At 66.4% G+C, this 23383-nt stretch carries 22 protein-coding genes; 9 read left to right on the forward strand and 13 right to left on the reverse strand.

Going from position 1 to position 23383, the window contains the following annotated elements; all coding sequences use genetic code 11:
• The first annotated feature begins 37 nt into the window (after window positions 1-37).
• The 7 genes from ACOI2T_RS19565 to deoC are packed head-to-tail and all read left to right on the forward strand — an operon-like array spanning window position 38 to window position 7984.
• On the forward strand, window positions 38-1018 hold the full coding sequence (locus tag ACOI2T_RS19565) for a substrate-binding domain-containing protein (RefSeq protein WP_409504759.1): 981 nt from the start codon (window positions 38-40) through the stop codon (window positions 1016-1018).
• A gap of 49 nt (window positions 1019-1067) precedes the next feature.
• On the forward strand, window positions 1068-2159 hold the full coding sequence (locus ACOI2T_RS19570) for a galactitol-1-phosphate 5-dehydrogenase (RefSeq protein ID WP_409504758.1): 1092 nt from the start codon (window positions 1068-1070) through the stop codon (window positions 2157-2159).
• Window positions 2160-2162: 3 nt separating this feature from the next.
• Window positions 2163-3722 (forward strand): FGGY-family carbohydrate kinase, encoded by a 1560-nt coding sequence (locus tag ACOI2T_RS19575; protein ID WP_085145679.1) that lies wholly within the window; start codon window positions 2163-2165, stop codon window positions 3720-3722.
• Window positions 3723-3756: 34 nt separating this feature from the next.
• Complete coding sequence (locus ACOI2T_RS19580) at window positions 3757-4707, forward strand: sugar-binding transcriptional regulator (protein WP_409504757.1); 951 nt, start codon at window positions 3757-3759, stop codon at window positions 4705-4707.
• A 1-nt stretch (window position 4708) separates the two neighbouring features.
• Window positions 4709-6256: a sugar ABC transporter ATP-binding protein gene (locus tag ACOI2T_RS19585; protein ID WP_409504756.1), complete on the forward strand. Its 1548-nt coding sequence runs from the start codon at window positions 4709-4711 to the stop codon at window positions 6254-6256.
• On the forward strand, window positions 6249-7256 hold the full coding sequence (locus ACOI2T_RS19590; protein WP_409504755.1) for an ABC transporter permease: 1008 nt from the start codon (window positions 6249-6251) through the stop codon (window positions 7254-7256). The genes ACOI2T_RS19585 and ACOI2T_RS19590 overlap by 8 nt, the downstream gene beginning before the upstream one ends.
• A gap of 29 nt (window positions 7257-7285) precedes the next feature.
• Window positions 7286-7984 carry a deoxyribose-phosphate aldolase gene (deoC, locus tag ACOI2T_RS19595; protein ID WP_409504754.1) on the forward strand — a complete coding sequence of 233 codons (699 nt, stop codon included), beginning with the start codon at window positions 7286-7288 and terminating at the stop codon, window positions 7982-7984.
• A gap of 61 nt (window positions 7985-8045) precedes the next feature.
• On the opposite strand, the gene secG is transcribed toward deoC, so the two are convergent.
• The 7 genes from secG to ACOI2T_RS19630 all read right to left on the reverse strand — a co-directional run bounded on the left by secG (window position 8046) and on the right by ACOI2T_RS19630 (window position 15524).
• Entirely contained in the window at window positions 8046-8279 is a 234-nt protein-coding gene (secG, locus tag ACOI2T_RS19600; protein WP_067845215.1) for a preprotein translocase subunit SecG, read from the reverse strand.
• A 44-nt stretch (window positions 8280-8323) separates the two neighbouring features.
• The gene (gene tpiA, locus ACOI2T_RS19605; RefSeq protein ID WP_409504753.1) at window positions 8324-9109 is read right to left on the reverse strand and encodes a triose-phosphate isomerase; all 786 of its coding nucleotides are present in this window, start codon (window positions 9107-9109) and stop codon (window positions 8324-8326) included.
• 4 nt (window positions 9110-9113) lie between these two features.
• A complete protein-coding gene (locus tag ACOI2T_RS19610; RefSeq protein WP_409504752.1) occupies window positions 9114-10340 on the reverse strand; it encodes a phosphoglycerate kinase in 1227 nt (408 codons plus the stop codon).
• Between the two features lie 5 nt (window positions 10341-10345).
• On the reverse strand, window positions 10346-11368 hold the full coding sequence (gene gap / locus ACOI2T_RS19615; protein ID WP_067845209.1) for a type I glyceraldehyde-3-phosphate dehydrogenase: 1023 nt from the start codon (window positions 11366-11368) through the stop codon (window positions 10346-10348).
• A gap of 98 nt (window positions 11369-11466) precedes the next feature.
• Complete coding sequence (locus ACOI2T_RS19620) at window positions 11467-12189, reverse strand: ABC transporter substrate-binding protein (RefSeq protein WP_409504751.1); 723 nt, start codon at window positions 12187-12189, stop codon at window positions 11467-11469.
• A gap of 18 nt (window positions 12190-12207) precedes the next feature.
• Window positions 12208-15132 carry an MMPL/RND family transporter gene (locus tag ACOI2T_RS19625; RefSeq protein ID WP_409504750.1) on the reverse strand — a complete coding sequence of 975 codons (2925 nt, stop codon included), beginning with the start codon at window positions 15130-15132 and terminating at the stop codon, window positions 12208-12210.
• On the reverse strand, window positions 15129-15524 hold the full coding sequence (locus ACOI2T_RS19630) for an MmpS family transport accessory protein (RefSeq protein ID WP_374214022.1): 396 nt from the start codon (window positions 15522-15524) through the stop codon (window positions 15129-15131). Before ACOI2T_RS19630 ends, ACOI2T_RS19625 begins: the two co-directional genes overlap by 4 nt.
• Window positions 15525-15696: 172 nt before the next feature.
• Between ACOI2T_RS19630 and ACOI2T_RS19635 the strand changes: the two genes are divergently transcribed.
• Window positions 15697-16365 carry a TetR family transcriptional regulator gene (locus ACOI2T_RS19635; protein ID WP_409504749.1) on the forward strand — a complete coding sequence of 223 codons (669 nt, stop codon included), beginning with the start codon at window positions 15697-15699 and terminating at the stop codon, window positions 16363-16365.
• Here the strand turns inward: ACOI2T_RS19635 and ACOI2T_RS19640 are convergent.
• The 4 genes from ACOI2T_RS19640 to ACOI2T_RS19655 are packed head-to-tail and all read right to left on the reverse strand — an operon-like array spanning window position 16362 to window position 19562.
• The gene (locus ACOI2T_RS19640; protein ID WP_409504748.1) at window positions 16362-17723 is read right to left on the reverse strand and encodes a TIGR01777 family oxidoreductase; all 1362 of its coding nucleotides are present in this window, start codon (window positions 17721-17723) and stop codon (window positions 16362-16364) included. The two genes, ACOI2T_RS19635 and ACOI2T_RS19640, sit on opposite strands and share 4 nt — an antisense overlap.
• 2 nt (window positions 17724-17725) lie before the next feature.
• Entirely contained in the window at window positions 17726-17926 is a 201-nt protein-coding gene (locus ACOI2T_RS19645; RefSeq protein WP_409504747.1) for a hypothetical protein, read from the reverse strand.
• Between the two features lie 46 nt (window positions 17927-17972).
• Complete coding sequence (locus ACOI2T_RS19650; protein ID WP_409504746.1) at window positions 17973-18911, reverse strand: sterol desaturase family protein; 939 nt, start codon at window positions 18909-18911, stop codon at window positions 17973-17975.
• Between the two features lie 3 nt (window positions 18912-18914).
• Window positions 18915-19562 (reverse strand): TetR/AcrR family transcriptional regulator, encoded by a 648-nt coding sequence (locus ACOI2T_RS19655; RefSeq protein ID WP_409504745.1) that lies wholly within the window; start codon window positions 19560-19562, stop codon window positions 18915-18917.
• A gap of 89 nt (window positions 19563-19651) precedes the next feature.
• On the opposite strand from ACOI2T_RS19655, the gene ACOI2T_RS19660 reads away from it, so the two are divergent.
• Window positions 19652-21313 (forward strand): SLC13 family permease, encoded by a 1662-nt coding sequence (locus tag ACOI2T_RS19660; RefSeq protein ID WP_409504744.1) that lies wholly within the window; start codon window positions 19652-19654, stop codon window positions 21311-21313.
• A 33-nt stretch (window positions 21314-21346) separates the two neighbouring features.
• On the opposite strand, the gene whiA is transcribed toward ACOI2T_RS19660, so the two are convergent.
• Together whiA and yvcK are read right to left on the reverse strand one after the other, a co-directional pair.
• Window positions 21347-22324: a DNA-binding protein WhiA gene (gene whiA / locus ACOI2T_RS19665; RefSeq protein ID WP_110775168.1), complete on the reverse strand. Its 978-nt coding sequence runs from the start codon at window positions 22322-22324 to the stop codon at window positions 21347-21349.
• Window positions 22321-23382 carry a uridine diphosphate-N-acetylglucosamine-binding protein YvcK gene (gene yvcK / locus ACOI2T_RS19670; RefSeq protein WP_409504743.1) on the reverse strand — a complete coding sequence of 354 codons (1062 nt, stop codon included), beginning with the start codon at window positions 23380-23382 and terminating at the stop codon, window positions 22321-22323. Before yvcK ends, whiA begins: the two co-directional genes overlap by 4 nt.
• Between the last annotated feature and the right edge of the window lies 1 nt (window position 23383).

Raw genomic sequence — 23383 nt, forward strand, 5'->3', positions numbered from 1 at the left:
GCAGCTAAACGACTGACGCGCACAGCTAGGAGGAAAAGTGAGCTTCGCAAAAGCCCTCTCGGGAATCGCGCTCGGGGCCGCAATGGCACTGGCATTCACCGGTTGCTCGGTGCCCGGTGACAACGCTGCCCAGACCACCACGGTCACCGACGGACCCCTGAAGATCGGCTTCAGCCAGGCCACGCAGCAGAGCCCGTTCTACGTCGCGCTCACCGACGCAGCCAAGGCCGAAGCTCAGGCGCAGGGCGACGAGTTCTTCTACGCCGACGCCAACGGCGATGTGACCAAGCAGAACAACGACGTCCAGGATTTGATCACCCGGGGCGTCAATGTGCTGGTGATCAACCCGGTCGACCCGAAGGGCATCACGCCATCCCTGGCTGCCGCCGAAGCGGCAGGCATCAAGGTCGTCACCGTCGACCGCCCGGTCGAATCAGGCGCGGCGGCTTTCGTCGGCCGCGACAACAAAGCCATGGGCCAGCTTGTCGGCAAAGCCGCCGTCGACACACTCGGGCCCGCTGGGGGCAAGATCATCGAGATCCAGGGCGACGCGGGTGGCGCGGTAGCGCGAGACCGGCACGACGGATTCCAGGCTGCGGTATCGGCGCAGCCCAACATCACGGTCATCGACGGTCCGTACTGCGACTACACCAGATCCAAAGCGGTCACCGCGATGCAGGACCTTCTGCAAGCCCATCCCGACCTCAAGGCCGTCTACGCCCAGAACGACGATATGGCGCTTGGCGCTCTTCAGGTTCTGACCGAGAACCACCGCGCCGACGTCAAAGTCTTCGGGGTGGACGGCCTGATGGAAGCCGTGCGCGCCATCGCCGACGGCGACCAGTACATCGCCACCGCACTCAACGACCCCAACGCCGAGGGAAAGCTCGCCATCCAGACGGCAGCCAAGGTTGCCCGCGGTGAGTCCGTCCCCGAGTTCGTCGATGCCGGAACAGGTTTGGTCGACAAGTCGAGCGCACCCTCGCTGGTCAGCCAATCGACTTTTGCTGCCGAATAGCCGACCAACTCAAGCGACTGACAACCACACACGAGGAGAAAAGCCTTCAATGACGACCGAGGCACCCGCCCCGACAACCGCGGCGACACAACCGGCTCTGCCCACGCACATGACTGCGGCAGTGATGTACGCGCCGGGAGACATCCGGGTCGAACAGGCACAAGTGCCCAGGCCCGGGCCGGGTGAGGTACTGCTCAAGGTCGCCGCCTGCGGTGTGTGCGGCTCCGACATCCCCAGAATGCTGCGCAACGGCGGCTACATCATGCCGATCATCTGCGGGCACGAGTTCTCCGGCTGGGTGGCCGAACTCGGTGATGGCGTCGATGGATTCGACATCGGCGAACTCGTATCGGTGCCCCCACTCATCCCGTGCCGGCAATGCGACTTCTGCGCCAAAGGCTCATTCGGCCTCTGCGAGAACTACGACTACTTCGGAAGCCGATCCGACGGCGCCTACGCCCAATACGTCGTCAGTCCGTCAGGCAATCTGCTGAAACTGCCCGCGGGCATCGATCCGCGCGCCGCTGCAATGCTCGACCCCGCCGCGATCGCGCTGCACGGGCTGTGGAAGACCGACCTGCGCGCCGGACACCGTGTCCTGGTCATCGGCGCGGGCCCGATCGGACTTTTCGCGATCCAATGGGCAAAGCTGCACGGCGCCGGTCAGATCGTGGCGATCGACCTGAGCGAGGAGAAGGCAAACATGGCACGCGAGGCGGGTGCCACCCACGCCGTGCAGAGCGTCGAGGAGGCGCGCGCCTTGGGCGGCCGTGGCTTCGATGTCGTGCTCGAATCCGCCGGAGTTCCCGCGACAGCCGATATGGCGGCCAATCTCACCGGTCCGCACGGACACGCGGTCTTCGTCGGTATCCCGCACGCACCGGTAACCCTGGATAAGGACACCTTCAACCAGTTCATGCGGCAGGAGACGAGCCTGCACGGCTCGTGGAACTCGTTCTCGGCACCGTTCCCCGGTGACGAATGGCGTACCTCCGCTCAGATGCTCGCTGAAGGAAAACTCAAGTGGGAGTTCATGATCACCCACGAGCTGCCACTTTCGGAGCTACCGCAGATGATGCAGCGGCTCGGCGACCGCTCGATCTTCTCGTCGAAAGTTCTGTTTCTGCCGAACGAGGACTGACACATGGGAATACTCCTGACGATCGACCTCGGCACCGAGGGCGCGCGCATCGGCGCCTTTACCGAGGACGGCACCCCGCTGGGCACGGCGCACCGCCCTTACTCGACACACCACCCGCGACCTGGTTGGGCCGAGCAGGATCCGCGGGATTGGTGGGCCGCGATCACCGCCGCGACTCGTCAGCTGTTGGACAGCGAGACGTGCCGGATCGCCGGCCGCGTCATCGCGATCGCCGCGTCGACCACCGCCTCGACAGTGGCGGTTGTCGACGCGGCGGGAACACCGCTGCGCCCGGCGATCCTATGGATGGATGCGCGCGGTGCCGCGGAATCTGAGCAAACCGCGCGACTGAGTCTGCAGCATCCGATCCTCGAGTGGTCAGGCGGATCGGATGCCGCAGAATGGCTTCTGCCGAAAGCGATGTGGCTCAAGAAGAACGACCCGGACGCGTACCGGTCGGCCGCGCGCATCGTCGAGGCCGTCGACTACCTGACCTTCCGGCTCACCGGCCGATGGGTCGGGTCGCAGATGAATGCCGTGTGCAAATACAACTACGACACGATCGAGGGCCGTTTCCCAGCCGAACTCTATGCCGCGTTGGGAATGGACGACCTCATCGGGAAGCTTCCGGATGAGATCGTCCCCGTGGGCGGTGTCGCGGGCACCCTCACGGAGGCTGCCGCTGCCGATCTGGGCATCGAAGACCGACCGGTCGTCGCGGTCGGCGGCATCGATGCCCATGTGTCACTCCTGGCCTGCGGCGGCAACGTGGACGGGTTGGTCTCCATCGTGTCCGGCACGTCGTCGGCCATCGTCACCGAAGTAGACCGACCGACCACCTCCAACGAGGTGTGGGGCCCGTATCCCGATGCACTGAACCACGATAAGTGGCTGGTGGAGGGTGGTCAGGTCACCAGCGGTTCGGTGCTGAAATGGACGGGCGAATCGATCATGGGCGTGCCGCGCGGCGATCTCCCGGCGCTGATCGACCAGGCCGGCGCGGTCGACCCGGCTTCGCACGGCTTACGTGCCCTCGACTACTTCATGGGCAACCGGACACCGCACCGGGAGGCCCGCCTTCGCGGGGCGGTCATCGGGCTCACGCTGGGCACCACGAAGGCGGAACTGTACCGGGCGATGGTCGAAGCTGTCGCGTGCGGGACCCGCAGTGTCATCGATTCGTTCGAACGGTCCGGGGTCCCGTGTGCCCGCCTTGTCTTCTCGGGTGGCATCGAGCGAAACCCGTTGTGGCAGCAAGTCACGGTCGATGTGCTCGGTCGGCCCGCCGAGCTCGTGATCGGTGAGAACCTCACCCTGCGGGCCTGTGCGGTCATCGCGGCGACCGCGGCAGGAATCGTTCCGAGCCTGCGCGCCGGGTCTCGGCTGTTCGCCCCCAAGGTCCGGATGATGGAGCCCGAGCCAAAGCGAATCGCCGTCTACGAGAAAACTTTTGACGACTATCAGCGGCTCACCGCCGTGCTGCGTCCGATCATGTGTGATGCCGCCGACGGCGGTCCGAGTAAGGCGCAGGGCGGGCGTGCCGCATTCCAGGTGGTGCGGTGATGATGAGCGCTTGCGCGAAGAACGGACAGCCCTGATGCGCTCGATCACTGGCAAGAGTCACACCGACCTGCTGCTCTATGTCGCACAGTGCTATTACGAGCAGGGCCGCACTCAGGAAGACATCGGGTCCGAACTCCACCTGACCCGGTGGAAGGTCGGGCGACTTCTCGACGAGGCTCGCGGGGCGGGCCTCGTCGAAATCCGGATCGTGCATCCGCAGGCGCGTCGCACCGATCTCGAAGTGGAGATGCGCAGCCGGTTCGGTCTTCGCGAGTGCGTGGTCGTGCCGGGTCCGGAAACACCTGACACCGCCGGGCGTCACATCGCGACCGCCGCGGCGAACTACCTGAAGTCGAACTCGTCGTGGATCACCACCCTGGGCGTCTCATGGGGCAACACCTTGCAGCAGATAGCTGCGGTGCTTCCGGCCGGTTGGACGAGCGGTATCGAGGTCATTCAGGCCAACGGCGGGGTGAGCCGATCGGTGCATCCTACGAAGGCCGCGAATATCGTGACGGGCATTGCCCACAGCGGAAATGGCCGGGCGACCCTGTTGCCGGTGCCCGCGATCGTCGAGCGGATCGAAACGCGTGACGCGCTCTACGCCGAGGGTTTCGTGGAGGACGTGCTGAGCCGCGCCCGTAGGGCAGAGGCACTCTTGTTCTCGCTGGGAGCGCTCGGGCCGACCTCAGTGCTGGTCGAGTCGGGGGCCGTCACACCCGCCGAACTCGCTCAACTCGAATCAGCCGGGGCCTGCGGCGACATCCTGGCCCACTACATCACCGAGACCGGTGAGATCGCGTACGACGACATCGACAGGCGCACAGTAGGTCTCAGCCTCGACGACGTCAAGAACGCCAATTGTGCCATCGCGGTCGCCGCAGGCGCGCGAAAAGTGCCTGTCGTCAACGGCGCCCTCAACAGCGGTCTGTGTTCGGTCCTGATCACCGACGAACCCACGGCACTGGCCGTGCTGGAGCAATGACATGACAACCAGCCACAACGTGGAATCGACGCTACCTGGGCCCGCCGGCGGCACCGGGAGCGTGGCCGCGCTGAAGATGCAGAACATCGTGAAAGCGTTCCCCGGCACCAAGGCGTGCGACGGCGCGACCCTCGAGGTCGCCAGGGGCGAAGTGCACTGCCTTCTCGGTGAGAATGGCGCCGGCAAAAGCACTCTCATGAAGATCCTGTCCGGTTCCTATACGCCAGATTCCGGAACGATCACTTTGGACGGCGAGGAAGTCTCGTTCGGCTCACCGATTGATGGCGTGCGCGCAGGCATCAGCACCATCTACCAGGAACTGGACCTCATCCCCGATATGACCGTGGCGCAGAACCTCTTTCTGGGCCACGAACCGCTGCGCGGCCCATTCGTCGCACGCCGACAACGAGACCGGCTGGCAGCGGCGGCCATCGCCAGAGTCGGTGGGTGCTTCGCACCGTCTGATGTGGTCGCGAATCTGTCCGTGTCCGATCAGCAGCTCACCGCAATCGCCAAGGCACTCACCGCCGATGCCCGCATCATCGTCATGGACGAACCCAGCGCTACACTGACCGATCACGATCTCACGGAAGTGTTCCGCGTGATTCGCGAGCTCACCGCCACAGGGAAATCGGTGATCTATATCTCGCATCGGCTCGACGAGGTGAAAGCGATCGGTGACCGTGCGACGGTCATGCGCGACGGCGCCACCGTCGGAGTGTTCGACGTCGCGACCGTGACCAAAGAGGAACTGGTAGAGGCGATGATCGGCCGCGACCTGCAATGCCTCCCGCCCAGGAAACCACGCGCAGACGTGGAGAGACCCGAGCTGCTGGAGATTCGTCGTGCCGTCATTCCAGGCTTGATCGACGTGTCCGGCATCGCGGTGCGGCGCGGCGACATCATCGGGTTGGCCGGGTTGGGCGGTGCGGGTCGTTCCACATTGCTCGCGACCGTGTTCGGCGACCGCCGCGCCGAGCTCGACCTGACGTTGAACGGCGAGCGCATCACCCACCTGACACCCCGGAGCGCGGTTCTGGCCGGAATCGGATTGGTTCCCGAGGACCGCAAGAGCCAGGGCCTGTTCCTCGAGCAGTCGATCCTGCGCAACGCCGGCATCGCCGCGCTCGCACCGTTCGGCATCAACCCGATGAAAGCCGCCAGAGCGCTGTGCACGCCGCCGCTGCAACGCCTCGGCGTGAAGTTCTCCAGCATCGACCAGCCGGTCGGTGAACTCTCCGGCGGCAATCAGCAGAAGGTCGTGCTGGCCAAGTGGATGGCCCGCGGGATCGACTTGTTGCTTCTCGACGAACCCACCCGCGGGCTGGACATCGGGGCGAAAGCCGATCTGTTCGAACAGGTTCAGGCACTGGCCGAGGCGGGTGTCGGCGTCCTGATGGCATCTAGCGAGATGGACGAGTTGACCGAGAACTGCGACCTGATCTGGGTCATGCACGAAGGCAGGAACATCGCGGCCTACGACCCCAGAACCACATCACCGGCGGACATCGCCCGCTGCGTCGTCACAGGAAGACAGGACAATGACTGAACTCCTCCATGGCCCCGCTCCCCACGCGTCGTCGACCACGGCTGTCACCACGCGGACGCGGCGCCAGAACATCATCGTGCGGTTCAATCTGCTGTTCATTTTCGTCGCGCTGTTCGTCGTGGCCTCCATCACCGCCCCGCAATTCCTCACGTCGCAGAACCTGGCGAATCTGCTCCAACAGTCCAGCCTCACCGGCATCGTCGCGATCGGCATGACGGTCGTGATCCTCACTTCCGGTATCGATCTTTCGGTGGGAAGCGTTGCGGCACTGTCAGGAATGTTGGTCGCGATCCTCATCGGACTGGGGATCGCCTGGCCGCTGGCCATGTTGATCGCGATCCTGAGCGGGCTTTGTCTCGGCGGGATCATGGGCGGGCTGAGCGCCTACTTGGCCCTACCGGCGTTCATGGTGACGCTCGCCGGGATGCAGAGCATTCGCGGTCTCACGTTTCTCACCACCAATGGCACGCCCACAACCGCGGAGATCCCGGTCGGCCTGCGGTTTCTGGGTGCCGGCACCGTGGCCGGCATTCCGGTCGTCGGGCTCATCTTCGTGGCCACCACCGTGATCGTGGGTCTGGTGCTACGCCGCACGACATTCGGCGAACACGTCTACGCCGTCGGCAGCAACGCCAAAGCGGCACGGCTGTCGGGGCTACCGGTGCAGCGCATCACCACTGCGGCATATGTGATCTGCGGAGGGTTGGCCGCGTTGACCGGAGTGCTGCTCACCGCCCGGCTCACCATCGGTCAACCCACCGCCAACACCGGGCTGGAACTGGATGCGATCGCCGCCGTGGTGCTGGGTGGAACCAGTTTGTTCGGCGGAAAGGGCGGTGTGATGGGCACATTCATCGCGGTGCTACTGCTGTCGGTGCTGCGCAACCTGTTCAACCTGCTGGGGTTGAGCTCGTTCTTCCAGATGCTCGTGACAGGACTGATCCTGGTCGCCGCCCTGATCATGAACTACATCCTCGACCGTCAAGCCAAGAGCGCCTGAACCCCACCATCGACAGAAGGGCCCATCCGATGACAATCGAGACCCAACCGACCGTGGCCGAGGTCGCCGCGATGATCGATCACACCCTGCTCAGGCCGGAAGCCACCGCAGCCGACGTCGAAGCACTCATCGCCGAGGCGGTGGCACTGGGCACCTATTCGGTTTGTGTGTCGCCATCTATGCTGCCGATCGGCATACCCGCCGGCTCCGGACTCAAAGTCGCCGCGGTGTGCGGGTTTCCGAGCGGAAAGCACACCTCGCCGGTCAAAGCTGCCGAGGCAGCCGAGGCGGTGCTGCACGGCGCCGACGAGATCGACATGGTGATCGATGTCGGTGCGGCCAAAGAGGGGGCGTTCGACCGCGTCGAAGCCGACATCGCGGCGGTACGCGCCGCCGTGCCTGCGACGAAGATACTCAAGGTGATCATCGAGTCGGCCGCCTTGACCGACGACGAGATCGTCGGGGTGTGCCGCGCGGCGGTCGCAGCGCGCGCCGACTTCGTCAAGACCTCGACGGGTTTCCATCCAGCCGGCGGCGCGAGCGTTCACGCGGTCGAGCTGATGTACCGCACGGTGCATGGAGACGGACTCGCGGTGAAGGCATCCGGCGGCGTACGCACCCTCGAGCAGGCACGGGCCATGATCGCAGCGGGCGCGACCCGCCTGGGTGTCTCGGGCTCGCGCGCATTGCTGGGTGAGCCCGGTGCCGGGTCGGCTTCGGACTACTGACTCCGAGCAGATACAAAAGCCGCCCCGGTTGCGACCGGGGCGGCTTTTCGTACGTTTCGGATCAGCTGTACTTGATCTGCAGCGCCACGCCGATGATGGACACCACCCAGATGCCTGTCACGAAGAAGGTGAGGCGGTCCAGGTTCTTCTCCACCACCGTGGATCCGGACAGGCTCGACTGGACGCCGCCGCCGAACAGGGTGGACAGACCGCCACCCTTGGCACGGTGCAGCAGAACCAAGAGCACGACCAGCACGCTGGTCACGACCAGGACAATCTGCAGCGCCAATTCCATGGCCGCAAGAATACCTGGTGAGCCTGCCGTAACCCCGCGCGGGGTTACGGCAGCGGACCGCCTGCGGCAATCGCCGACAGCGTCGCGAACTGCTCGCCGTCCAGCGATGCCCCACCGACCAGCGCGCCGTCCACGTCGCCCTGGGCCACGATCTCGCCGACGTTCTTGGCGTTCACCGACCCGCCGTAGAGCACCCGGATGCCGGCCGCCGCCTCGGGTGACGACAGATTGCCGAGTTCGTCGCGGATCGCCTTGCAGACCTCCTGGGCGTCGGCCGCACTGGCCACGCGCCCGGTACCGATGGCCCACACCGGCTCGTAGGCGATCACGAGCTTGCCGATCTGTTCCTTGGACAGCCCGGCCAGGGAGCCCTTCAGCTGCTCCACGTTGTGCTCGACGTGGTTGCCCGCCTCGCGCACATCGAGATGCTCGCCGATGCAGACGATGGGTGTGAGGCCATGCTTGAACGCCGCGGCGGCCTTGGCGGCCACCAGGGCGTCGTCCTCGTGATGGTAGGTGCGCCGTTCGGAATGCCCGATCACGACGTACGTGCATCCCAGCTTGGCGAGGAACGCACCGCTGATCTCACCGGTGTAGGCGCCCGAGTCGTGCTGTGACACGTCCTGGGCACCGTAGGTCAGACGCAGCTTGTCGCCGTCGACCAGCGTCTGCACGCTGCGCAGGTCGGTGAACGGCGGGATGACGGTCACATCCACCTTGTCGAAGTACTTGTCCGGCAAGGCGAATGCGATCTTCTGGACCAGGGCGATGGCCTCGAAGTGGTTGAGGTTCATCTTCCAGTTGCCGGCGATGAGCGGCTTACGGGCCATGGTTCTACGACTCCAGTACTTCGATGCCGGGCAGGGTCTTGCCTTCCAGGTATTCCAGCGATGCCCCACCGCCGGTGGAGATATGCGAGAACCCGTCCTCGGGCAGGCCGAGCTGACGCACCGCCGCGGCCGAATCGCCGCCGCCGACGACGCTGAACGCGCCCTTGCCGGTGGCGCCGATGATCGCCTCGGCGACACCCTTGGTGCCCGCGGAGAACGCCGGGAACTCGAACACGCCCATCGGGCCGTTCCAGAACACCGTCTTGGCGTTCGAGAGCAGCGCGGTGAACCGCTTGACCGACTCCGGGCCGATGTCCAGGCCCATCTTGCCGTCCGGAATGCGATCGCAGGCAACCGTTTCCGGCTCGGCGTCAGCCGCGAACTTGTCGGCGACCACGATGTCCACCGGCAGGTGGATCACGTCGGCGTAGTCTTCGAGCAGCTTGCGGCAGGTGTCGATCATCTCCTCCTGCAGCAGCGAGGTGCCGACTGAAACCCCTTGCGCGGCAAGGAATGTGAAGCACATCCCGCCGCCGATGATCAGGCTGTCGGCCTTCGTGGCCAGGTTCTCGATGACCGCGAGCTTGTCGGACACCTTGGAGCCGCCCAGCACGACGGCGTAGGGCCGCTCGGTCGAGCTCGTCAACTGCTCGAGCACCTTGACCTCGGCAGCCACCAGGGTCCCGGCGTAGTGCGGGAGAATGGTGGCGACGTCGTACACCGACGCCTGCTTGCGGTGCACCACACCGAAGCCGTCGGAGACGAACGCGCCGGGTGAACCGTCGGCACCCTCGACGAGGCCCGCCAGCGCTTTCGCCAACTCGAGCCGTTCGGCGTCGTCCTTGCTGGTCTCGCGCGGATCGAACCGGATGTTCTCCAGCAACAGCACGTCGCCGTCGGTCAGGCCTTCGGCGCGTGCCAGCGCATCGGTGCCGACCACATCACCGGCCAGTTGCACATGGCGGCCCAGCTTCTCCCCCAGTGCCGCGGCGACGGGCGCCAGCGAGAACTTGGGATCCGGGCCGCCCTTGGGACGGCCGAGATGTGCGGTCACGACGACCTTGGCACCGGCCTCGGCCAATGCGTTCAGCGTCGGCACCGACGCGATGATGCGTCCCGGGTCGGTGATGGTTCCGTCTTCGTCCAACGGGACGTTGAGGTCGGAGCGCACCAACACGCCCCGGCCCTCGACGCCCTCGTTCAGAAGATCTTCGAGTGTGCGGACAGCCATCGCGACTAGAGAGACTTGCCGACCAGCGCGGTCAGGTCCACGAGGCGGTTGGAGTAGCCCCACTCGTTGTCGTACCAGGACACGACCTTGACCTGGTTGTCGATCACCTTGGTCAGGCCCGAGTCGTAGAGCGAGCTGTGCGGATCGGTGACGATGTCGCTCGACACGATCGGCGCGTCGTAGTACTTGAGGATGCCCTTGAGCGGACCCTCGGCGGCGGCCTTGAACGCGGCGTTGATGTCATCGACGCTCGCGGCCTTGGAGACCTCGGCGGTCAGGTCGGTGACCGAGCCCGTGGGAATCGGCACCCGCAGCGCGTAGCCGTCGAGCTTGCCCTTGAGCTCGGGCAGCACCAGGCCGATGGCTTTGGCGGCACCGGTCGAGGTGGGCACGATGTTGATCGCGGCGGCGCGGGCGCGGCGCAGGTCCTTGTGCGGACCGTCCTGCAGGTTCTGGTCCTGCGTGTAGGCGTGGATGGTGGTCATCAGGCCCTTGACGATGCCGAACTCGTCGTTGAGCACCTTGGCCAGCGGGCCGAGGCAGTTCGTGGTGCACGAGGCGTTGGAGATGATGTTCTGGCTGCCGTCGTACTTGTCGTCGTTGACGCCGAGCACGATCGTGATGTCCTCATCGCTGGCGGGCGCGGAGATGATGACCTTCTTGGCGCCCGCGTCCAGGTGACCCTGGGCCTTGTCGCGCTTGGTGAAGATGCCGGTGGATTCGACGACGACGTCGACGCCGAGGTCACCCCAGGGCAGCGCCGCCGGGCCTTCCTTGACCTCCAAGGCCTTGATCTTGGTGTCACCGATGACGATGGTGTCGTCGCCCTCGAGGCTGACGTCCTCGGGCAGCCGGCCCAGGATGGAATCGAACTTCAGCAGGTGCGCGAGGGTGGCATTGTCGGTGAGGTCGTTGACCGCCACGATCTCGATGTCGGTGTTCTTGCCCTCGGCCTTCTGCGTCGCCAGGGCCCGGTAGAAGTTGCGTCCGATGCGGCCGAAGCCGTTAACGCCTACCCGGATGGTCACGTGTCTCTCCTAATTGTCGAGGGAAAGTTGCCGGTCACTGCTCGTCAGCCAGCCTAGTGGTGCCTTCACCGGCTCGTGCGGTGTGGTCAGAAGCCCGGTCAAAGCGCGGCCAGGTGCTGATCGGTGAACGGGTTGCCGAGCCAGCGCCGGCGAATCTGCTGCAGCGTGCCGTCCCCCTCCAATTCGCTCTGAACAGCGGCGATCCGGTCGAGCAGTTCGGTATCGGCACGGGATACGGCGATCGCGATCTCCTCGGTGGACAGCCTGCGCTGCACCACCTCCACCTCGGGCAGCGGCTTGACCAGTTCGGTGAGTACCGGTGCCAGCTTCATGACCGCATCGCAACCGCCGGTGGTCAGATCCTCCAGCGCCGCCCGGATGTCGCCGTAGTCGTAGACGCGCACCCGGGCCGCCCGGCCCTGGGCGACGAGCCGCTCGGCGATCGGCTGGCTCGTATCACCCCGCTGGACGCCGATGGTCAGCCCGGCCAGGTCAGCGACGGACCGTACATGCGGCAAGCGATTGGTGTCGGCCGCCAGCGCCTGCCCGGAGATCAGGTACGGCGGCGCGAACGCCGCCATCCGCTCCCGCTGCGGGGTGACCGTGGTGCCCGCGATGACGCAGTCGTAGGTGCCGGTGCCGAGACCGTCGAAAACACCGTCGAAATCGGTGCCGGTGTAGTCGACGAATTCGATTGTGGCGCCGAGCCTCTCCGCGATCGCGGTGATCAGGTCGATGTCCAGACCGGCGCGCCCAGGCCCAGTGGCCATCCCGTTGAACGGCGGATCCGGTGCCACCACGCCCACCCGCAAGGTGCTCATCGCCTCACCGTAGCCGGGTCAAGCTCCCGACGGTCCCGGATGCTGCCTGGGCAGCTCCGTCGTCGGGGCGTCATCGGTCGACGCGCCGACGGCAACCGGTTCGCGCGGCGGTGGCAATGGGCGCTGCCGTTGCCGTACCCGCAGCACGTTGATGGGCCACCAGAACCACCGGCCCAACAGGGTGGCCATGGCGGGCATCATGAACGACCGCACCACCAGGGTGTCGAACAGCAGGCCGAGCCCGATCGTCGTGCCGACCTGCCCAAGCACCCGCAGATCGCTCACCACCATCGCCGCCATCGTCAACGCGAACACCATGCCCGCGGCGGTGACCACGCTGCCGGTGCCGCCCATCGCGCGGATGATGCCCGTCTTCAATCCGCCGGGTATCTCCTCTTTGAACCGTGACACCAACAGCAGGTTGTAATCGGACCCGACGGCCAGCAGCACGATGACCGACATCGCGAGCACCATCCAGTGCAGGTCGATACCGACGAAGTACTGCCAGATCAGGATCGACAGGCCGAACGACGCGCCGAGCGACAGCAACACGGTGCCGACGATCACGATCGAGGCGACCAGTGCCCGCGTGATGAGCAGCATGATCAAAAAGATCAGGCACAGCGAGGCGATGCCCGCGATCAGCAGGTCGTACTTCGAACCGTCGGCCATGTCCTTGAACGTCGCCGCGGTGCCGCCGAGCGAGATCCGCGCGTCTTCGAGCGGCGTGCCCTTGACGGCCTCGATCGCCGCGACCTTGATCGGCTCCACCCGCGCGAGCGCTTCCGGGGTCGAGGACTCACCGCGGTGCGAGATGATCATGCGAATCGACTTGCCGTCCGGGGACAGGAAGGATTCCATCCCGCGCTGAAAGTCGGGGTTTTCGAACACCTCTGGCGGCAGATAGAACGAATCGTCGTTCTTGGCGGCGTCGAATGCCTTGCCCATCTCGGTCGAGTCCTTGCTCAACTCGTCCATCTGGTTGTAGAAGCCGGACATGGTGGCATACGTCGTCAGCATCATCTGCTGCACGCTCTCCATCGTCGCGATCATCGACGGCATCTGAGCGAGCAACTGCGGCATCAGCGCGTCCATCTCGGTCATGTTGACCATGACCTTGTCCATGGTCGCCGTCATCGTGTCGACGCCGTCCATCGCGTCGAAGATCGAGCGCATCGAGTGGCAGACCGGGATGTCGTAGCAGTGCGGTTCCCAGTAGAAGTAGTTGCGGATCGGGCGGAAGAAATCGTCGAAATCGGCGATCTTGTCCCGCAAGTCGTGAATGGTGCCCTGCAGTTCGTTCATCTGGCCGACCATGTCGTGGGTGACGCCGGTGAGCTGCGTCATCAGCCCGTACATGGTCTTCATGGTCTGGACCGTCTTGCCCATCTCGTCGGCCTGAGTCTTCATGTCGGCCATCCGGTCCTTCATGAGCTTCATGTTCTGCATCTGCCCGACGCCCTGCATGCTGATGAGGAACGGGATCGAGCTGTGCTCGATCGGCGTGCCCTCGGGTCGGGTGATGGTCTGCACCCGCGCGACACCCGGCACCCGGAACACCGCCTTGGCCACCTTGTCGACCACCAGGAAGTCCGCCGAGTTGCGCAGATCGTGATCGGCCTCGATGAGCAGGATCTCGGGGTTCATCCTGGCCTGACTGAAATGCCGGTCGGCGGCCTGGAATCCCTCGTTGGCGGGTATGTCCTGCGGGATGTACTTGCGGTCGTCGTAGCTGGTCTTGTAGCCCGGCAGAGCCGCCAGACCGACCAGCGCGAGCGCGAGCGACGCGACGAGAATGGGCCCGGGCCAGCGGACGACGACCGTGCCGACCCGGCGCCACGCGCGAATCCGCATGGCGCGCTTGGGTTCCAGCAGACCGAACCGGCTTCCCACGGTGACGATCGCCGGCCCGAGGGTGAGCGCGACGAGCACGCCGGCGACGATGCCGACCGCACTGGGGACACCGAGGGTCTGGAAGTACGGCATGCGGGTGAGCGTCAGACAGTACGTCGCACCGGCGATGGTGAGGCCCGATCCGAGCACGACATGTGCTGTGCCGTGGAACATCTCGTAGTAGGCCGGCTCTTTGTCGAGGCCCTTGGTGCGCGCTTCCTGATAGCGGCCGATCAGAAAGATCGCGTAGTCGGTGCCCGCCGCGATCGACAGTGCCACGAGCATGTTCACCGCGAACGTGGATAGCCCGATGATGTGATGGTGGCCGAGCAGCGCCACGACACCGCGGGCCACCGCGAGCTGTACACCCACCATCGCGAGCACGAGCACGACGGTCACGATCGACCGGTAGAAGAACAGCAGCATCGTGATGATCACCGCGAAGGTCAGCAGGGTGATCTTGACCATGCTGCCGTCGCCGGCGTGGTTGAGGTCGGCCTGCAGGGCGGCGGGCCCGGTGACGAACACCTTGATGCCCGGCGGCGGTGGCAGTTCCCCGGTGATCGCGCGCACGGCATCGATCGATTCGTTGGCCAGTGCCTCGCCCATGTTGCCCGCGAGGTTGAGCTGCACGTAGACGGCCTTGCCGTCGGTGCTCTGGGCGGAGGCCTCGGTCAGCGGGTCGCCCCAGAAATCCTGGATGTGCTGCACATGCTTGGTGTCGGCCTTGAGCCGTTCCATGAGCTGGTCGTAATAGGCGTGCGCCTCGTCGCCGAGTTCCTGCTCGCCTTCGAGGACGATCATCGCGACGCTGTCGGAGTCGGATTCCTCGAACAGCTTGCCCATGTTCGTCATGGCCTGCATGGACGGGGCGTTGTGCGGGCTCAGCGATACCGCGTTCTCTTTGCCGACCTGTTCGAGCTGGGGTACGGCGAGGTTCATCACCGCGACGACGAGCAACCAGCCGAGGATGATCGGTATCGACAGCCGCCGGATCCACCGCGCCAGGAACGTCGGCCGGGTGATGTCGCGCTGAGCGTGGTTGCTCATACGGACTTCGCGAAACAGTAGATGTAGGCGTTCACGTCGTGTGCAGTCCGTTCGTCTTTGACTTCGCCGTCAGAGGAGATGCGGCAGCCGATGAAATCGCTGTTGCCTTGCGCGAGCACGTTGCCGGTCATCGACGGCGCGTTCGTGACGATCTCGACCGACCACGGCAGGGCCACGCCGTCGACCTGGTTCGGCTCGCCGTCGTCGTCGATGTAGTTGACGTCGGCCACCGCTCCGGGCGGGCCGAAGATCTCGTAGACGACCCGCTTGGGGTCCGACACGTTCTTCTGGTCGTCGGACATGCTGCCGGCATAGGTGGGCAATTGCTGGGTACCGAAGATGCCGCGGATCTTCGTGACAGCGAACCCGCCGATGGCGATGACAGCCGCCATCACCAGCGGAATCCACGCCCGCTTGAGAGTCGTGAGAATCGTCGGTCCCCTTCAACTTAGGGTTGGCTACCCGAAGAGGTTAACGCACACGACGTGCGTAACGGCGACTACGGTTCGTCGGAGGCCTGTCGGAGGAACCCACCGCGCCATACCTTCCGTTATGGTTCGGCCCGTGGAACCGGTGACCTTCAAGAGGGCCCGCACCGCGGAGAACAAGCGCGCGCGGGCGGCCGCGCTGATGGAGGCGGCCCGGTCGCTCGCCCTCGAATCAGGCGTGGCGGCAGTGACTTTGACCGCCGTAGCCGATCGCGCCGGGGTCCACCACTCAGCGGTGCGGCGGTACTACGCCTCGCACAAGGACATCCTGTTGCACCTCGCGGCCGAAGGCTGGGGCCGCTGGTCGGCCGCGGTGTGCGAGAGCCTGGCCGCTCCGGGCCCGGTATCGCCGGCCCGCGTCGCCGAGGCGCTCGTGGGCGGGCTGTTGCAGGACGTGCTGTTCTGCGATCTGCTGGCCTATCTGCCACTTCACCTCGAACACGAGGTGAAACCCGAACAGGTCGTCAAGGTCAAACGACAGTCCTACCCCGCCGTGATGTCGATCGCCGAGGCGATCGATCGTGCGCTGCCCGCCCTCGGCCGCCAGGGCGCGGCCGACATGTTGTCGTCGGCGACGGCGCTGGCTGGCACGCTGTGGCAGGTGGTGCACCCGCCTGCCGATCTCGTCGACGCCTACGCGACCGAACCGGCGGTGCCGCCCGAGTTCGATTTCGAGTTCGGGCCGACGTTGACGCGGCTGCTCACCGCGATGTGCACGGGGCTGGCCGCACAGTCGGGCGACTAATCCGCACGCGTGCGGCCGAGCACATGCCGCAGCCCGTCCTCCAGGGTGGCGTGCCGGAATCGGTGGCCCGCGCGCTCGAGCCTGACCGGCACGACGCGCTGGCTGGCGCACGCGAGCTCACGCGCACCTTCGTCGCCCAACAGCAGCTTCGGACCCAACGCGGGCACCGGCAGCAGCGCCGGCCTGCGCAGGACCCGGGCGAGGGTGCGGGTGTAGTCGGTGTTGCGAACCGCTTCGGGGGCAACGGCATTCACCGGTCCGAACAAGCCGTCGTCCCACAACGCGCGGTGGTAGACGTCGAGCAGGTCATCGATGCCGATCCACGACAACCACTGAGTGCCGTCGCCGATCCGGCCGCCGAGGCCGAGCGCGAACAACGGATAGAGTGCGCGCAGCACTCCGCCCCGTGGAGATTGCACGATTCCGGTCCGCACCTGCACGACCCGCAATCCGCCGGCCGCGGCAGGTGTGGTGGCCGCCTCCCAGTCGGCCACGACCTCGGCGAGAAGGCCATCGCCCCGCTCGCTGTCCTCGGATACCGGGTTCTCACCGGTGTCGTTGCCGTAGAACCCGATTGCCGACGCGCACACCATCGTCGCCGGGCCGTCAGCGGTCCGGGCGGCAAGCTCGGCGAGCCGTCGGGTGGGGCCGACGCGGCTCTCGCGGATCGCCCGCTTGTGCTCGGCGGTGAAGCGGCCGGCGATCGAGGCGCCCGCCAGGTGGATCAGCGCATCCACGCCCGACAGCAGCTCCGGGTCGGGATCTGCCGGATTCCACTGGCGCTCGTCGGTATTGGCCGCAGGATGTCGCACGAGCTTGATGACGCGATGCCCACCGGTGGTCAGAAACGCCGACAACGCCGAACCGACAAGGCCGGACGATCCGGTGATCGCGACCGTCACCGATCCCTGGCCCCGCTCGCCGGCGGCACGGTGCGCCGCGAGGTCGGCCGCGAGTTGGCGATGCCGGTAGGCGAACATGGGACGCAGCGCAAATGCCGGCACCGGCGTCTCGACCCGGTCGATCATCCGGGTCCGGCCATCACCGGCGTCTTCGAACTCGTGGGTGTGCGTCCACCGGGCCACGACGCGTACCGGCAGCGACGCGATCCCGTCGCTGCTGATCGAATCGACGAAACACCGTGGCGGATCGTAGAATTCCGGACGATGCCGGGCCACCCAGCGCAACCCGCCCGGTAGCGCCAGGCGCGCCCGGCCGTCGGCCAGCGACTCGGCCTCGGAGACTATGCGCACGGGTTGCCATGGCGGCGACAACCGCTCGAACGCACCGGGACGCGCGTGCCAGGAAAACACGTCGTCGCGCGGCGCGTCGATCACCGTCGTGAACACCCGCTCCATGGTTATGTGCCCACCGGGATCGCGATCTCGTTGCGACGCAGGAACGGAACCGTCCATGGTGGGTCGTAGAACCAGGCGGTCGCCACGCCGCCGGCCAACCATTCCGCCTCATACGGCGGTTCTTCGGTGCCCACCCGCCAGCCGATCACGGCACGCGCAGCTTGGATCAGCCGGCTGATGGGCCTCGGTATCTGCTGAAGCACGACGCGGTCCCTTCTCGTGAGCACAGCCGAGTACCACGGTCCGACATCAGGGATTCGGAGCCGACGCCACCTTGGATTGCCCGGACGGTGAGAATTCATGCGTATCCGGCTCGCTCACGACAGCGCCGGCGGTATCGGGGTCTTCCCGCCAGCCCGGCGGCCGCAGCAGGTAGCCGAGACGCCCGCGCCAGGTCCTGGCCCGCCAGACATCGCCGACCATCGCGGCGAATTCGTGGAAGTTGGCCTTGACCGGGTTGTACGTGTCGATGTTCTTGGTGAGCCCATAGCGCACGGGTTCGTCCTCGGGCGCAAAACTGCCGAACATGCGGTCCCACACGATGAGGATGCCCGCGTAGTTCTTGTCCAGGTACGGGTTGTTCGCGCCGTGGTGCACGCGGTGGTGTGAAGGCGTGTTGAACAGGAACTCGATCACCCGCGGCAGCCGGTCGATGCGCTCGGTGTGAATCGGGAACTGGTAGAGCAGCACGGTGGCCTGCGACAGGAAGATCAACCAGACCGGGATGCCGATCAGCGCCAGCGGCACGTACACGATCGAGCTGAGGAACGATCCCGGGATGAGCCACGGCAGGCGCACGGCCGTCGAGAGATTGAAGTGCTGGCTGGAATGGTGCACGCTGTGCGCCGCCCAGAACAGCCGGATGCGGTGAGACATCCGGTGTTTGACGTAATAGGCCAGGTCGGCTGACATGATCGCGACGACCCAGACCCACCAGTGCGCGGCCGATAGCTGCATCGGCGCGAACGCCGCCGCGATCGCCACGATCGGAACCTCGATGAAACGCTCCAACGGCCGGACGAGATAGCCGAGGGCATAGATGGACAGGCTGGTGGAGCTGTCGCGCCACGAGATGCCGGCCCGCGGCCGAGGATTGTCCTTGTCGAAGCGGTAGCTGAGGAACTCGATCGCCATGAGGACGAAGAAGGCGGGCATCGCGTAGAGCCCGATTCGCATTGCGTCGACCATCGGCTATCCCCGCCCCGCCGAGGCTTTGGGCATGCCCGCGATCTGCCAGGCCAGGGCCTGCCCGAACAGTTCCTCGGGCACCCGGTCCGGGTCGATGCGGCGTTGCCGGATCAGCCCCTGGAACAACGCGAGCACCACGACCGCGAACGCATCCGGAGAGACGCTGTCATCAATATTGTTGCGCTCCAAGGCTTCCGCGACGATGTCGCGCACCGAGGCGAGTGTGCGTGCCGAGCGATCCACCAGGATCTGCATCGCGTCCGGGTTGCGCACCGCCTGCAGCCAGAACTCCGACTGGATCGCTTCGAACTCGATGTCCTTGTCGGCGATCTCGATCAGCATCCGCCCCAGCGCCCGCAACGGTTCCCCGGTCTCCCGTCGGCCTTCGGCGAGCGTGTCGACCACCTGGTCGATGCGGCCGGATGCGCGCTCGGCCATCAGTTCGGAGAACAGTTGCTCCTTGCCCGAGAAGTTCGAGTAGACGGCTCCCACGGAGAACCCGGCGGTCGCGGCGATCTCATCGACCGATGCCGCGGCATAGCCCTTGCGGGCGAAGGTGCGCGCCGCCGCGTCGAGCAACAGCGTACGAGTGCGGGCCTGGTTCTCGGCGCGGGTCAGCCGCCGGGGTTTTTGATCTTCGTCGTGAGGCATATTCAGATAGTAGCTGTTATCTGAATATCAGTCGTTATGAGAACGCTGTGAGTCGGCGCGACGGTCGGCAGTACCCGAGAATGCGGTACATGGCATTCGTCGCTGCGGTGATCGTCGTCCTCACGTTGATCGCGATGACGACCGGCCGAGCACCTGCGGTCCTGGCCCTGATATGCGCCCTGGTCGCGGCGGGCCTTCTTGGAATAGCCACTCCCGGTGAGCTTTTCGGTGGTCTGAGCAATGCGGGCGTCATCACCATCGCAGCGATGCTGGTGATCGCCAAAGGGGTTCTGCACACCGGGGTGGTGTCGCGGGTGACCTATCGCCTGCTCACCGGCGTGCGCACGCCAGGCCAGGCGCTTCGCCGTCTCATCCCGCCGGTCGGGTTCGTCTCGGCGCTCATCAACACCACCCCCATCGTCGCGATGCTGATCCCGGCCGCCAAAGAACTGCAGCAGCAGTCCGGTGTGCCGGCCCGCGGCGTGCTGCTGCCGATCGCCCATGCCACGACGCTCGCCGGCTCCGCAACACTGATCGGCACCAGTTCCAATCTGCTCATCGCCGCCCTGGCCGCACCCGCTGGCGTCGAACTGTCGATGTTCTCGTTCGTGCCGGTCGCGGTCCCGGTCGCGCTCGTCGGGTGGGTCGTCTTGCTCCTGACGGCGCCGCGGATGCTGCGTGGCACATCGGAGGTCGCCGCGCGGGACCTGTCGTGGCAGGCCGAGATTCCCATCTCGGCGCGCGCCATCGCGGTCGGCAGGACCGCTGCCGAACTCGGCATCCACACCACCCCCGAGTTCGCGCTGCAGGAGGTGCTTCGCTGGGGCAAGCCCGTCGGGGCGGATTCGGTGCTTGAGGTCGACGACGTCCTCGTGTACCGGGCGACCGAATCAGGCGTCCGAATGCTCTGGGGCAGCCCACGATTCGGGTTGTCCCCGCAACGGCTCTATCTGGTCGCGGTCGCCGACAACGAGCAGGCCACGATCCGCGAACTCGAGGAAGACGAAGACATCATGGTGGTCGCGGCCCAGACCGACAAGCGGCTGCGCGACGCCCCCGCCGAGCCGGGCGCACTCTGCCTGGTCACCGCGAGCTCAGCCGACGTCCTCGCGGACAGTCCCCTGGTCGCACTGTGGCAGCAGGCCACCGGCAAGGCTCCCCAGACCGGCAAGACGTGGGTGGCGCTCGGAATCCTGGCGGCCGTCATCCTGGCCGGATCGTTCGGGATCGCCCCGGTCGAACTCGCCGCGGTCACCGGTGCGGTGCTGATGGTCCTCACCGGCGTGCTGACGCCGAGATCGGCCGTGCGCGCGCTGAACTGGAACATCCTCGCGATCATCGCCGGATCCATCGGGCTCGGCGTCATCGTCGTCAACAGCGGTCTGGGCGGCTACATCTCGGCAGCCATCCTCGAACTGTCCGGCGACAGCACGGCACTCGTGGTCCTGGTCATCGCGGTGGGTACGACGATCCTGACGAACATCGTCACCAACGCCGCCGCGGCATCGATCCTGACACCGGTGGTCCTGACGATCGCGGCCAGCACCGGCCTCGACCCGGTGCTGCTCCTCATCACGGTCGGCACCTGCATCTCGTTCACGTTCTTCAACCCGTTCAGCCACCAGTCCAACCTCATGGTGATGCGGCCGGGCGGCTACTCGACGGCGACGTTCATGCGCTTCGGCATCCCGCTCACCGTCGTGTCGCTGGTGACCGTGTTCGGCGTCGGCTGGGCTCTGCTGTCGCTCTGACCACCTGCGACGCTTGGGTTTTCCGTGGGCCGATCAGGCGTCGTCGAGCAGATCCGGTGTCACGGCCGACTCGGTATCGGGAATCCCGTCCTGCTTGGCCTTGCGGTCGGCCATCGACAGCAGTCGCCGGATACGCCCCGCCACAGCGTCTTTCGTCATGGGCGGATCGGCGAGCCGACCCAACTCCTCCAGCGAGGCCTGCCGGTGCTCGACCCGCAGCTTGCCCGCCGCCGCCAAATGGTCGGGCACCGTGTCGCCGAGGATCTGCAGCGCCCGCTCGACCCGGGCAGCCGCGGCCACCGCGGCGCGGGCCGAGCGACGCAGGTTGGCGTCGTCGAAGTTGGCCAACCGATTGGCCGTCGCCCGGACCTCCCGGCGCATGCGCCGTTCCTCCCACGTCAAACGCGTGTCCTGGGCGCCCATCCGCGTCAGCAATGCGCCGATCGCCTCGCCGTCGCGAACCACAACGCGATCACTCCCCCGGACTTCCCGGGCTTTCGCGCTGACGCCGAGCCGCCGTGCGGCACCCACCAAAGCCAGCGCGGCCTCCGGTCCCGGGCAGCTGACCTCGAGCGCCGACGAGCGACCGGGCTCGGTGAGCGAGCCATGCGCCAGGAACGCGCCCCGCCACGCGGCCTCCGCATCGCCGACGCTCCCGCCGACGACCTGGGCCGGAAGCCCGCGCACCGGGCGGCCCCTCAAATCGAGCAGACCGGTCTGGCGCGCGAGTGCCTCACCGTCATTGGCCACGCGGACCACGTACCGCGTGCTCTTGCGAATACCGCTGGCGGACAACACATGCACGACCGCGTTGTAGCCGTAGAGGTCGTAGATGTCCTTGCGCAACCGGCGCGCGATGATGCCGAGGTCGACCTCGGCCTCCACGACCACCCGGCCCGCGACGATGTGCAGCCCTCCGGCAAAGCGTAACAGGGACGCGACCTCGGCGCGGCGCGCACTGACCGAGTTGACCACGAGGCGGCTCAGCTCGTCCTTCACCTCGGCTGTCATCGCCACGGCTCGTCCCCTCTCGATCTGTTCGGTGCCGGTTCCTGACGCGTGACGTCGACCGACCTGGCGGCGGGCGTGGGAACGGTCGGTTCCTGCACGCTCCGGCCTGGTGCCATTGCGCGCAACCGGACCCCCTCCAGAGCCGCGGCCAACCTCGCCGGGTCATGTAAAGGTGTACCAGGTCGAGACACGTCAGCAAACTCGACGCGGGCCTCGAGGATGTTAGCCGTGCGGCTGAGCTGCTCACGTTCGCGGTCGCTGGGCACTCTGCTGGCGTCGACGATGATGTCATGCACCGTGAAATCGGGGGCGTGCTGGGCCAACACGTGGATGTGACGCTCGGCGGAGAACCCGGCGGTCTCACCGGGTTCGGCGGCCAGATTGAGCACGAGCGCGCGGCGGGCCGTCGTCGCGCGCAGCGCCGCCGCCAGCTGCGGCACCAGTACGTGCGGAATCACACTGGTGAACCACGAACCAGGTCCCAGCACGACGAGGTCGGCCGCCATGATCGCCTCGACGGCCTGCCGGGTGGCCGGCGGATCGCCCGGCAGCAGCCGGACGCGGCGCACCTTGCCCACCGTCGTCGCGATCGCCACCTGACCGCGGATCACCCGGCTCATCCGCGGATCGGCCTCCAGACCCGCGACGTCGGCCTCGATCTGCAGCGCGATCGGGCACATCGGCAGGACGCGGCCCTTGACACCCAGGATCCGCCCCAGCTCGTCGAGCGCGGCGACCGGGTCGGCCAGCACCTCGTTGAGGCCGGCGAGCATCAGGTTGCCGATCGGATGACCGGCGAGCGCGCCACTGCCACCGAACCGGTGCTGGATGATGGTGGCCCAAAGACGCCCGTGCGGGCTGTCAGATGCCAACGCCGCCAAGGCCATTCGCAAATCGCCAGGCGGGACGATGTCGAGCTCGCCGCGCAGCCGGCCCGACGAGCCGCCGTCGTCGGCGACCGTCACCACCGCGGTGACGTGTGGGGTGAGCCGCCGAGCGGCCGACAACGTGGCGTAGAGCCCGTGGCCGCCGCCCAGCGCGACGATGCGCGGGCTCATT

Source organism: Mycolicibacterium wolinskyi str. Jessa 2025, from assembly GCF_049241375.1.
GTDB lineage: Bacteria > Actinomycetota > Actinomycetes > Mycobacteriales > Mycobacteriaceae > Mycobacterium > Mycobacterium wolinskyi.

Excerpts from the sequence above, each read along its gene's own strand:
- ACOI2T_RS19575 (WP_085145679.1), top strand. The coding sequence starts at position 2,163 with ATGGGAATACTCCTGACGATCGACCTCGGCACCGAGGGCGCGCGCATC.
- ACOI2T_RS19660 (WP_409504744.1), top strand. The coding sequence starts at position 19,652 with ATGGCATTCGTCGCTGCGGTGATCGTCGTCCTCACGTTGATCGCGATG.
- ACOI2T_RS19650 (WP_409504746.1), bottom strand. The coding sequence starts at position 18,911 with ATGGTCGACGCAATGCGAATCGGGCTCTACGCGATGCCCGCCTTCTTC.
- yvcK (WP_409504743.1), bottom strand. The coding sequence starts at position 23,382 with ATGAGCCCGCGCATCGTCGCGCTGGGCGGCGGCCACGGGCTCTACGCC.
- ACOI2T_RS19625 (WP_409504750.1), bottom strand. The coding sequence starts at position 15,132 with ATGAGCAACCACGCTCAGCGCGACATCACCCGGCCGACGTTCCTGGCG.
- ACOI2T_RS19610 (WP_409504752.1), bottom strand. The coding sequence starts at position 10,340 with ATGGCTGTCCGCACACTCGAAGATCTTCTGAACGAGGGCGTCGAGGGC.
- tpiA (WP_409504753.1), bottom strand. The coding sequence starts at position 9,109 with ATGGCCCGTAAGCCGCTCATCGCCGGCAACTGGAAGATGAACCTCAAC.
- ACOI2T_RS19580 (WP_409504757.1), top strand. The coding sequence starts at position 3,757 with ATGCGCTCGATCACTGGCAAGAGTCACACCGACCTGCTGCTCTATGTC.
- secG (WP_067845215.1), bottom strand. The coding sequence starts at position 8,279 with ATGGAATTGGCGCTGCAGATTGTCCTGGTCGTGACCAGCGTGCTGGTC.
- ACOI2T_RS19655 (WP_409504745.1), bottom strand. The coding sequence starts at position 19,562 with ATGCCTCACGACGAAGATCAAAAACCCCGGCGGCTGACCCGCGCCGAG.
- whiA (WP_110775168.1), bottom strand. The coding sequence starts at position 22,324 with ATGACAGCCGAGGTGAAGGACGAGCTGAGCCGCCTCGTGGTCAACTCG.
- ACOI2T_RS19630 (WP_374214022.1), bottom strand. The coding sequence starts at position 15,524 with ATGGCGGCTGTCATCGCCATCGGCGGGTTCGCTGTCACGAAGATCCGC.
- ACOI2T_RS19570 (WP_409504758.1), top strand. The coding sequence starts at position 1,068 with ATGACGACCGAGGCACCCGCCCCGACAACCGCGGCGACACAACCGGCT.
- ACOI2T_RS19590 (WP_409504755.1), top strand. The coding sequence starts at position 6,249 with ATGACTGAACTCCTCCATGGCCCCGCTCCCCACGCGTCGTCGACCACG.
- ACOI2T_RS19585 (WP_409504756.1), top strand. The coding sequence starts at position 4,709 with ATGACAACCAGCCACAACGTGGAATCGACGCTACCTGGGCCCGCCGGC.
- deoC (WP_409504754.1), top strand. The coding sequence starts at position 7,286 with ATGACAATCGAGACCCAACCGACCGTGGCCGAGGTCGCCGCGATGATC.
- ACOI2T_RS19620 (WP_409504751.1), bottom strand. The coding sequence starts at position 12,189 with ATGAGCACCTTGCGGGTGGGCGTGGTGGCACCGGATCCGCCGTTCAAC.
- ACOI2T_RS19640 (WP_409504748.1), bottom strand. The coding sequence starts at position 17,723 with ATGGAGCGGGTGTTCACGACGGTGATCGACGCGCCGCGCGACGACGTG.